We start from the raw sequence: 6,280 nt of genomic DNA, 5'->3' as shown, positions 1-6,280 counted from the left end.
GCGCAGACAATCGCTTTTCAACGCTTATCATCTTGGCGCGGCTTTTCAGGATGGCCTCGCTGTTCAGATCGCGGGCCTGTTCGAGCAACGGACGCGGTGGCGCGTCGCCGGCTGCAATCGCCGCCGACAGATCAGACAGCGCCTTGGCCTTGGTATCGCTGGCGGCAATGATTGCATCGGCATCTTCGGCTTCCAGCGCGGCCAATTCGCCCTGAATGGCCGCAACCAATGCCTGCGCCAGATCGTCCGCTGCGCTCATGGCCGCGTGCGGTCCAGTTTCAGCATGGCATCGGCGATGCGCAGCGGATCGACCGTATAACGCCCGGCCTGCATCTGGGCCTTGAGTTCAGCCACGCGCGCGGCGTTGACAGGCGGCGCCTTGGCCAGATCGGCCACCAGCGGCGAGCGGCCGACACGGGTGGGGAGCAGGTCGGTCGTCGGCCGGCGCAGGTTGCGGGTGGGTTCGGTTGCCGTGGTCTCGGTCGCTGGCTGGCGCTGGCCGATTGGCCCCCTTATGGGTCCGCCGCCACCTGAAATGCCATCAATCATCATCTGGTCCTTTCCGTCCCTTCGATGGGCACAACGCACTTAACGGCCATTCACCATGGGGCTTAAATCGGGCATTTCAGCGCGAGAGCACGACCTTCCCGCCTTCTTCGATGCGGCCGGTAAAGCGCCGGCCGGCAGGGCCTTTCAGGGCGATGCGGTTGCCGTCGGCGTCGCGTTCGGCTTCGGCCTCGATGCTTACCGCCCAGCCCTGCCCGCCGGCTTCGACCAGCACCCGTTCTCCGCGGCGGATGGCCGGGCGTGGGCGCGACGCGAAGGCAGCGGGCTGGCCGCCGGGCGCATAGGGCTGATCGATGGGCACATAGAGCGTCCACGCCGGGCTGGTGCAATCAGCGCGCACAACGTCGGCACGGGCCCAGCTCATGGCCGGGGCCTGGCAGCGCGGCACCACCAGGCGCGGATCGATCCGCGCATTGGCACCGCCGGCAAAGCCCTGCACCTGCGCTTTCAGAGCCGACACATCGTGCAGAGTTTGTGCGGGCGCCGGGCGCGCGGCAATCAGGGCACCTAGGCCGGCAATGGCCAGGATGATGTGGCGGGCAGCTGGAGATTTAAAACTGGCACGCATGGGCCGTTGTTTCCTGTGCTGGATGGCATGCACCGCTCAGTCCCCCGAACGGTGCACCGCCTAACCAGCAAGAAGCGCGCCAACCGCCGACCCCCTCATGCGGAGCGCCTTTCGCCGGCCTGGGGCCGGCAAGCCCTTGCCGTTCCCCCCGGCAAGCCCTTGCCGCCCCAGGCCGCCCCAATTCCGCGCCGCAGCCTCGTCTTTCCGTGGTGATCCACGCGTTGGCACACTTGTTGCTGAGCCATGGGCATGACGATGCTCGACACCGCCTTTGGTCTCTCTGCCGACGCCCTGAAACTCAGGGCGCAGCGGCTGGATGTGATTGCCGGCAATATCGCCAATGCCAGCACCCCTGGATACAAGGCGCGCGACCTTAATGCCGATGGCGCGCTCGCCCGGCTGCAGGCAGCCCGTAACGGTGGTTTTTCTGCCCTGATGTCCGAACAGCTGGGCAGCGATCTGCAGTATCGCACCGCGCTGGTGCCCAGCCTGGATGGCAACACGGTGGAAATGGCCACCGAACAGGCAGCCTTTGCCGAAAATGCCGTGAAATATCGCGCTTCGCTGGGTTTTCTCAGCAGCCGCATCCAGACCATCATGATGGCGCTGAAGGGGGGTGAATGATGAAACCCATCAACGCTTCGGGCATGAACACCTTTGATATTTCTGGTCGCGCCATGGCTGCTCAGCTGGTGCGGATGAACGCCATCGCATCCAATCTCGCCAACGCCGGCACCATTTCAGGCACCGAACAGGGCGCCTATCGCGCCCTCAAACCGGTGTTCAGCGCCACGTTCGACGGCCCGGCCGCGACCGTGGATGTCGCCCGCATGGCGCGCACCGGGACGCCGGAGAAAAAGCTCGACCCCAATCACCCGCTGGCCGACGCCAGCGGCAATGTCTGGGTCGCCGCCGTCGATCCCAATCAGGAGATGGTCGAGATGGTCGAGACCGCACGCGCCTATGCCAACAATGTTGAAGTGATGAGCACGGCCCGCGGCCTGATGCTCGAAACCCTGAGGATCGGCAAATGAACAGCGTTGATTCCACCGGAAATGTTGCCGGCGTTCCCGCCGCGCAACAGCCCACCGCCAAGGGGCCAAAATCCACGCTGGATCAGGGCGATTTCCTGCGTCTGCTCACCGCCCAGCTGCAGAACCAGGATCCGACCAAGCCGGTCGATAACTTCCAATATGTCCAGCAGATGGCGATGTTTGCCCAGATCGAGGGCGGCAGCGCGACCAACACCAAGCTGGATGCCGTGGTCGACCGGCTCGATCAGCTGATTGCCCGCATTTCCCCGCCCGAAGCATCAAACTGAAGGGACCAGTCGCATGGCTTTTTACACCGCGTTCTCCGGCCTCACCGGCGCCCAGACCGAAATGGCGACCATCGCCAACAACATCGCCAACGTCGGCACCAGCGGCTTCAAGCGCAGCCGCGTGGCCTTTGGCGACATCATCTCGACCTCGGCACTGCAGAACCCCAATCGCATCGTCGGTTCCGGCACCACGGTGCGTTCCATCACCCAGCAGTTCCAGCAGGGACCAACCGAAACCAGCACCAGCGCTCTCGACATGGCGCTGGCCGGGCCGGGTTTCTTTGTGGTGAAATCGGGCGCTGGCGGTGTGCAGACGCACTTTACGCGCGCCGGCAGCTTTGGCGTCACGCCCGATCGTTTTGTGGTCGATAATCAGGGCCGCAGCCTGCAATTGTTCCCCACCACGCCCGATGGCGCGCTGCAATCGACCACTTTGGCCAGCACGGTGCCGGCCCGCCTGCCCTTGAACAGCGGCGCGCCGCAGGCCTCCACCGAAATCCGGCTCACCGCCAATCTGCCAGCAGATGCCCCGATCATCGCCAACCGGCCGATCTACACGCCGCAAAACCCCTATGTGTTCGATCGCACCGACCCGTCGACCTTCAACAGCAGCACATCGGTGACGGTGTTCGACAGCCTGGGCAACCCGCTGGCCGCGACGATCTATTACGCGAAGGACAGCGTGCCCAGCGGCGGTGACCCCTTCCACCGCTGGACGGCCCGGGCCTTCGTCGGCAACCAGGAACTCAATGTGGCCGGCACGCCGGGCTTGCCCATGGAGTTCGACGTCAACGGCAATCTGACCAACCCCATCACGCCGTTCGTGTTCGATGCCTTCACCCCCGATACCGGCGCCAGCGCCATGGCTCTGGCGGTCGATCATGGCACCGCCACCGTACAGCAGGCCGGGCCGTTCAGCGTCGCCCTGATCGAACAGGATGGCGTCGCTTCAGGCCAGCTCGAAAGCGTGTCGGTCGAAGCCGATGGCATGGTGCGCGTCAGTTTTTCCAATGGCGAAGTGCAGGTGCTGGGCAAGGTGGCGCTGGCCAATTTCTCCAACCCGCAAGGGCTGAAGCAGACCGGCGATGCCAGCTGGGTGGTCACCCCGCAATCGGGCGAGCCGCTGATGGGCGAAGGCGGCCGCAACGGCATCGGCACCATCCTGTCGGGCAATATCGAACGATCAAACGTCGATCTCACCACCGAACTGGTCAATCTGATCGCGGCGCAACGCAATTTCCAGGCCAGCGCCAAGGCGGTGGAGACCGATAACCAGCTGCTGCAAACCATCATCAACCTGCGCAACTAAGGCAGGCTGAACCATGGACCGCCTGATCTACACCGCGCTTACCGGGCTTGTCGCGCGCAGCCGCCAAGCCCAAGTGACCGCCAACAATCTCGCCAACGCGCAGGTGCCGGGTTTCCGCCGCGATATCGTGGCGCAGGAAGGCCGCTATCTCGATGCGGCCCGCGTCGCCGACGGCGCGTGGGAAGCCCGCGCGCAGGTTGGTTCGCCCAGCCTCGCCACGCCGGCGGTACCCGGCAAGGTGCAGGCCACCGGGCGCGGCCTTGATGTGGCGCTTTCGGCCCGGGCCTGGCTGGCCGTGCAGGGCCCGGTGATCGGCGGCGAGGTGAAGGAAGGCTATACACGGCGCGGCGATCTGTCGGTGTCGGCCACCGGCCTCATCACCAACGGCGATGGCCGCGTGGTGCTGGGCGCCAACAATGCGCCAATTTCAATGCCGCCGGGCGCGGCGCTCACCATCGCCCAGGATGGCAACATCACCGCCATGCTTCCGGACGGGCCAACGCCTGTAGGGCAGCTGAAACTGGTCGATGGCAGCGGCCTGACCGGGCGCGACAAGACCGGCGACGGCCTGTTCCTGCCCGAACAGCCCCTGCCCCGCGATGCCACGGCGCGCGTGGAAAGCGGTGCCCTCGAAAGCGCCAACCTCTCCGCCACCGAGGCGCTGGTGGAGCTGGTGGAAGAACAGCGCGGATTTGAAGTCAACGCCCGGCTTATCCGGCTGGCGCAGGACATGGACGAACAGGGCGCACGATTGATGCGCCTGGAGTGATTTGCTTGAAAATCACGCAAAAACAACAGTTGGCTGAGGAGTGATGGCATGACGACGGCCCTGCAGATTGCCCGTTCCGGGCTCGACGCGCTCGATCAGCGCATGAAAACGATATCCAACAACCTCGCCAACGTTTCGACCACCGGTTTCAAGAAGGACCGGGCAAGCTTTGCCAGCCTGATGTATCAGGATGACCGCAACCCCGGCGCCGCCAGCGGGGCGGACACGCAATATGCCACCGGGTTGGGCACCGGCACCGGCGTGCGCGTTGTTGGCACCGAACGCATGCACAGCCAGGGCACGCTGCAAACCACCGACAACGCGCTCGACATGGCGATCGACGGCGCTGGTTTCTTTGCCGTGCAGCTGAACGATGGCACGGTGGGCTATACCCGCGATGGCGGCTTCAAGCTTTCGGCCAATGGCGAAATGGTGACGACGTCGGGCATGCGGCTGGCGCAACCGCTGACCATTCCCGATGGGGCAAGCCAGGTCACGATTTCAACCGATGGCATCGTTACGGCCACCGTTTCGGGTCAGGCCGCGCCGGTAGAGGTCGGGCAGTTGCAGCTCACCCGCTTCCTCAATCCTGCCGGGCTGATGCCCATGGGAGACAATCTCTACCGCGAAACCGCCGGTTCCGGCCCGCCAACGCTGGGGGTGGCCGGGCAGGCTGGCATGGGCAACATTCGGCAAGGGATGCTGGAAGGCTCGAACGTGTCCACGGTGCAGGAACTGGTCGACATGATCGAGACGCAGCGCGCCTATGAAATCAACGCCAAGGTGATCAACGCCGCCGACGAGATGAGCCGGTATGTGGTGCAGAATGTCTGACCGGAAGTCGGGCAATCTTTCGTTTGCCTGCTGGCTGCTGGTCTCGGCCATCCTGGTCGTGCTGGCGCAGCCGGCCTTTGCCGCCAAGAAATTGCGCCCCATCCCGCCAGCAGTCGCCACCGCGCCCCAGCAGCCGGCCATCCCCACCGGCAGCCTGTTCAACGCGCAGTATTTTTCCGGGCTGGTCACCGATCGCCGCGCGCGCCGGGTGGGCGATCTCATCACCATCCGCCTGGTGGAACGCACCCGCGCCAGCAAATCGGCCAGCGCCGAAAGTGGCCGCGACAGCGACAATGCACTGCGCTTTCCGCCGGTCATACCGTTTGCCAACAGCCTCAATCAGGCCACGCAGGGCGGATCGACACAGAGTTTCAAGGGCAGCGGCACCGCCGAACAGAATAACGAATTGTTTGGCGAAATCACCGTCACTGTTGCCGAAGTTCTGCCAGGCGGCGTGCTGCGCGTCGCCGGCGAAAAACGCCTGATGCTCAATCGCGGCGAGGAACATCTGCAATTCACCGGGCTGGTGCGGGTTGACGATCTGGGCTTCGACAATGTCGTGGCGTCGACGCGCGTCGCCGATGCCCGCATCCGCTTTGGCGGCACCGGCCAGGTGGCGGACAACAGCCGCCAGGGCTGGCTGGCGCGCTTCTTTGCCAAGATTTCACCGCTATGAAACCGCCAAATGTGATCCGGCTGTTCGCGCTTCTTGTCCTGCTGGTGATCAATGCGCCGGCCAGCGCCGAGCGGGTGAAGGACATCGCGCGCTTCTCCGGCGTCCGCGCCAACGCGCTCACCGGTTATGGCGTCGTCGTCGGCCTCACCGGCACCGGCGACCAGAATCTGGAATTCACCATCCAGTCGCTGAAATCCGCCACCGCCCGGCTGGGCGTGCTGCTGCCGCCCGGCGTC

Annotated in this window: 11 protein-coding genes; 8 read left to right on the top strand and 3 right to left on the bottom strand. The window is 64.8% G+C overall.

Features of this window, described 5'->3' with window-relative positions:
* From RMO81_RS08780 to RMO81_RS08770, 3 genes are all read right to left on the bottom strand, one after another.
* A partial coding sequence (locus tag RMO81_RS08780; RefSeq protein ID WP_310475454.1) for a hypothetical protein occupies positions 1-259 on the bottom strand: 259 nt, incomplete at its 3' end.
* Positions 256-552 (bottom strand): flagellar biosynthesis anti-sigma factor FlgM, encoded by a 297-nt coding sequence (gene flgM, locus RMO81_RS08775; RefSeq protein WP_310475453.1) that lies wholly within the window; start codon positions 550-552, stop codon positions 256-258. The genes flgM and RMO81_RS08780, both read right to left, overlap by 4 nt.
* Positions 553-625: 73 nt before the next feature.
* The gene (locus RMO81_RS08770; protein ID WP_310475452.1) at positions 626-1,135 is read right to left on the bottom strand and encodes a hypothetical protein; all 510 of its coding nucleotides are present in this window, start codon (positions 1,133-1,135) and stop codon (positions 626-628) included.
* Between the two features lie 249 nt (positions 1,136-1,384).
* On the opposite strand from RMO81_RS08770, the gene flgB reads away from it, so the two are divergent.
* The 8 genes from flgB to RMO81_RS08730 all read left to right on the top strand — a co-directional run.
* Positions 1,385-1,759, top strand: a complete 375-nt coding sequence (gene flgB, locus RMO81_RS08765; RefSeq protein WP_310475451.1) for a flagellar basal body rod protein FlgB — start codon at positions 1,385-1,387, stop codon at positions 1,757-1,759.
* The gene (gene flgC, locus RMO81_RS08760) at positions 1,759-2,169 is read left to right on the top strand and encodes a flagellar basal body rod protein FlgC (protein WP_310475455.1); all 411 of its coding nucleotides are present in this window, start codon (positions 1,759-1,761) and stop codon (positions 2,167-2,169) included. Before flgB ends, flgC begins: the two co-directional genes overlap by 1 nt.
* Complete coding sequence (locus RMO81_RS08755) at positions 2,166-2,456, top strand: flagellar hook capping FlgD N-terminal domain-containing protein (RefSeq protein WP_310475450.1); 291 nt, start codon at positions 2,166-2,168, stop codon at positions 2,454-2,456. The genes flgC and RMO81_RS08755 overlap by 4 nt, the downstream gene beginning before the upstream one ends.
* A gap of 13 nt (positions 2,457-2,469) precedes the next feature.
* Positions 2,470-3,765 (top strand): flagellar hook protein FlgE, encoded by a 1,296-nt coding sequence (locus RMO81_RS08750; RefSeq protein ID WP_310475449.1) that lies wholly within the window; start codon positions 2,470-2,472, stop codon positions 3,763-3,765.
* Between the two features lie 13 nt (positions 3,766-3,778).
* Positions 3,779-4,534, top strand: a complete 756-nt coding sequence (locus RMO81_RS08745) for a flagellar hook-basal body complex protein (protein ID WP_310475448.1) — start codon at positions 3,779-3,781, stop codon at positions 4,532-4,534.
* A 48-nt stretch (positions 4,535-4,582) separates the two neighbouring features.
* Positions 4,583-5,368 carry a flagellar basal-body rod protein FlgG gene (flgG, locus tag RMO81_RS08740; RefSeq protein WP_310475447.1) on the top strand — a complete coding sequence of 262 codons (786 nt, stop codon included), beginning with the start codon at positions 4,583-4,585 and terminating at the stop codon, positions 5,366-5,368.
* Positions 5,361-6,044, top strand: a complete 684-nt coding sequence (locus RMO81_RS08735) for a flagellar basal body L-ring protein FlgH (RefSeq protein WP_310475445.1) — start codon at positions 5,361-5,363, stop codon at positions 6,042-6,044. The genes flgG and RMO81_RS08735 overlap by 8 nt, the downstream gene beginning before the upstream one ends.
* The coding region (locus RMO81_RS08730) for a flagellar basal body P-ring protein FlgI (RefSeq protein ID WP_310475444.1) at positions 6,041-6,280 on the top strand (240 nt) is incomplete at its 3' end. The genes RMO81_RS08735 and RMO81_RS08730, both read left to right, overlap by 4 nt.

The organism is Sandarakinorhabdus sp. (genome assembly GCF_031422795.1).
Classification (GTDB): domain Bacteria; phylum Pseudomonadota; class Alphaproteobacteria; order Sphingomonadales; family Sphingomonadaceae; genus Sandarakinorhabdus.
Note: the sequence above shows the minus strand (reverse complement) of the source record. Positions and strands in the feature narration are given on the sequence as shown.

Excerpts from the sequence above, each read along its gene's own strand:
- flgM (WP_310475453.1), bottom strand. The coding sequence starts at position 552 with ATGATGATTGATGGCATTTCAGGTGGCGGCGGACCCATAAGGGGGCCA.
- flgC (WP_310475455.1), top strand. The coding sequence starts at position 1,759 with ATGAAACCCATCAACGCTTCGGGCATGAACACCTTTGATATTTCTGGT.
- flgG (WP_310475447.1), top strand. The coding sequence starts at position 4,583 with ATGACGACGGCCCTGCAGATTGCCCGTTCCGGGCTCGACGCGCTCGAT.
- flgB (WP_310475451.1), top strand. The coding sequence starts at position 1,385 with ATGACGATGCTCGACACCGCCTTTGGTCTCTCTGCCGACGCCCTGAAA.
- RMO81_RS08735 (WP_310475445.1), top strand. The coding sequence starts at position 5,361 with ATGTCTGACCGGAAGTCGGGCAATCTTTCGTTTGCCTGCTGGCTGCTG.
- RMO81_RS08745 (WP_310475448.1), top strand. The coding sequence starts at position 3,779 with ATGGACCGCCTGATCTACACCGCGCTTACCGGGCTTGTCGCGCGCAGC.
- RMO81_RS08750 (WP_310475449.1), top strand. The coding sequence starts at position 2,470 with ATGGCTTTTTACACCGCGTTCTCCGGCCTCACCGGCGCCCAGACCGAA.
- RMO81_RS08770 (WP_310475452.1), bottom strand. The coding sequence starts at position 1,135 with ATGCGTGCCAGTTTTAAATCTCCAGCTGCCCGCCACATCATCCTGGCC.
- RMO81_RS08755 (WP_310475450.1), top strand. The coding sequence starts at position 2,166 with ATGAACAGCGTTGATTCCACCGGAAATGTTGCCGGCGTTCCCGCCGCG.